Origin of the sequence: Alloprevotella sp. Lung230, assembly GCF_014385435.1 — a bacterium.
GTDB lineage: Bacteria > Bacteroidota > Bacteroidia > Bacteroidales > Bacteroidaceae > Alloprevotella.
Genome location: NZ_JACSUD010000028.1, coordinates 1 through 1,278 on the forward strand (window position 1 = coordinate 1; position 1,278 = coordinate 1,278).

The window sequence follows — 1,278 nt, forward strand, 5'->3', positions numbered from 1 at the left end:
TTACTCTTAACCTTGCCAATGACGGTAACTCGTAGGTTCATTATGCAAAAGGCACGCCGTCACACCTTACGATGCTCCGACCGCTTGTAGGCGTACGGTTTCAGGAACTCTTTCACTCCTCTTAAAGAGGTGCTTTTCACCTTTCCCTCACGGTACTGGTACGCTATCGGTCTCTTACGAGTATTTAGCCTTGGCGGATGGGCCCGCCGGATTCAGACAGGATTTCACGTGTCCCGCCCTACTCAGGATTCTGCTATGCTTCATCAAAATTTCGAGTACGAGACTGTCACTCTCTATGGTCGTTCTTTCCAAAACGTTCCTCTATCTTGACTTCTTGCAACAACGCAGTCCTACAACCCCAATCATGCCGAAACATCATTGGTTTGGGCTCTTCCCCGTTCGCTCGCCACTACTGAGGGAATCATTATTATTTTCTTTTCCTACGGGTACTAAGATGTTTCAGTTCCCCGCGTTAGCCTCCCGCATTTGCGGGATGACAGGCCTTCAACCTGCCGAGTTGTCTCATTCGGAAATCTTCGGATCAAAGGTCATTTGCACCTACCCGAAGCTTATCGCAGCTTATCACGTCCTTCATCGCCTGTAAGAGCCTAGGCATCCACCGTACGCCCTTATTTACTTCATTGCCGATCAGTTGTCTAAAAAAACAACCATGGCGAATATACTTAAAGCTGTACTTTGTGTTACCTTTTATAAGTTACTTAGATGATTTTGCGAGTTGTTGGAATTGATCGGTAGAATGTTAAACAAGCAATGCATACTCGCTTCATTCTATCTTTCTTCCGCACAACTCATCAACTTTGTTGTGTGTTCAATATGTCAAAGATCAATTGCTCTAACTTTTCGTCTGAGCAGTAAGAGTGGAGAATAACGGATTCGAACCGTTGACCCCCTGCTTGCAAAGCAGGTGCTCTAGCCAGCTGAGCTAATCCCCCAAATCAGGTGACAGGTATCTAATACCTTTGTAGTCCCAGGCAGATTTGAACTGCCGACCTCCACATTATCAGTGTGGCGCTCTAACCAACTGAGCTATAGGACTGGCAGAAATAATCAAACCTTGCGACCCTCGAACAGGAGTGCTCGGCTTCATCTTTCTCTTATATTTCATAACAGTCTGCGAGAAGTACGCAGATACAATCAAATTGTTGTACCTTATATCTACCAAAATAGGTTCGTCGCATCCAGAAAGGAGGTGTTCTTTTTAAGCCTTGGCCTACGCTTGCGCTACGGTCGAGCTGCTTAAATTTCACGCCACCTTTC

Annotated in this window: 2 tRNA genes and 1 rRNA gene; all 3 read right to left on the reverse strand. The window is 45.9% G+C overall.

Annotated features, from left to right (window positions below):
- Positions 1-643, reverse strand: a 23S ribosomal RNA gene (locus tag H8527_RS09620); the annotation flags it as partial.
- Positions 644-879: 236 nt separating this feature from the next.
- Positions 880-953: transfer RNA gene (locus H8527_RS09625), tRNA-Ala, on the reverse strand.
- Positions 954-983: 30 nt separating this feature from the next.
- A tRNA-Ile gene (locus tag H8527_RS09630) sits at positions 984-1,057 on the reverse strand.
- Positions 1,058-1,278 lie beyond the last annotated feature (221 nt).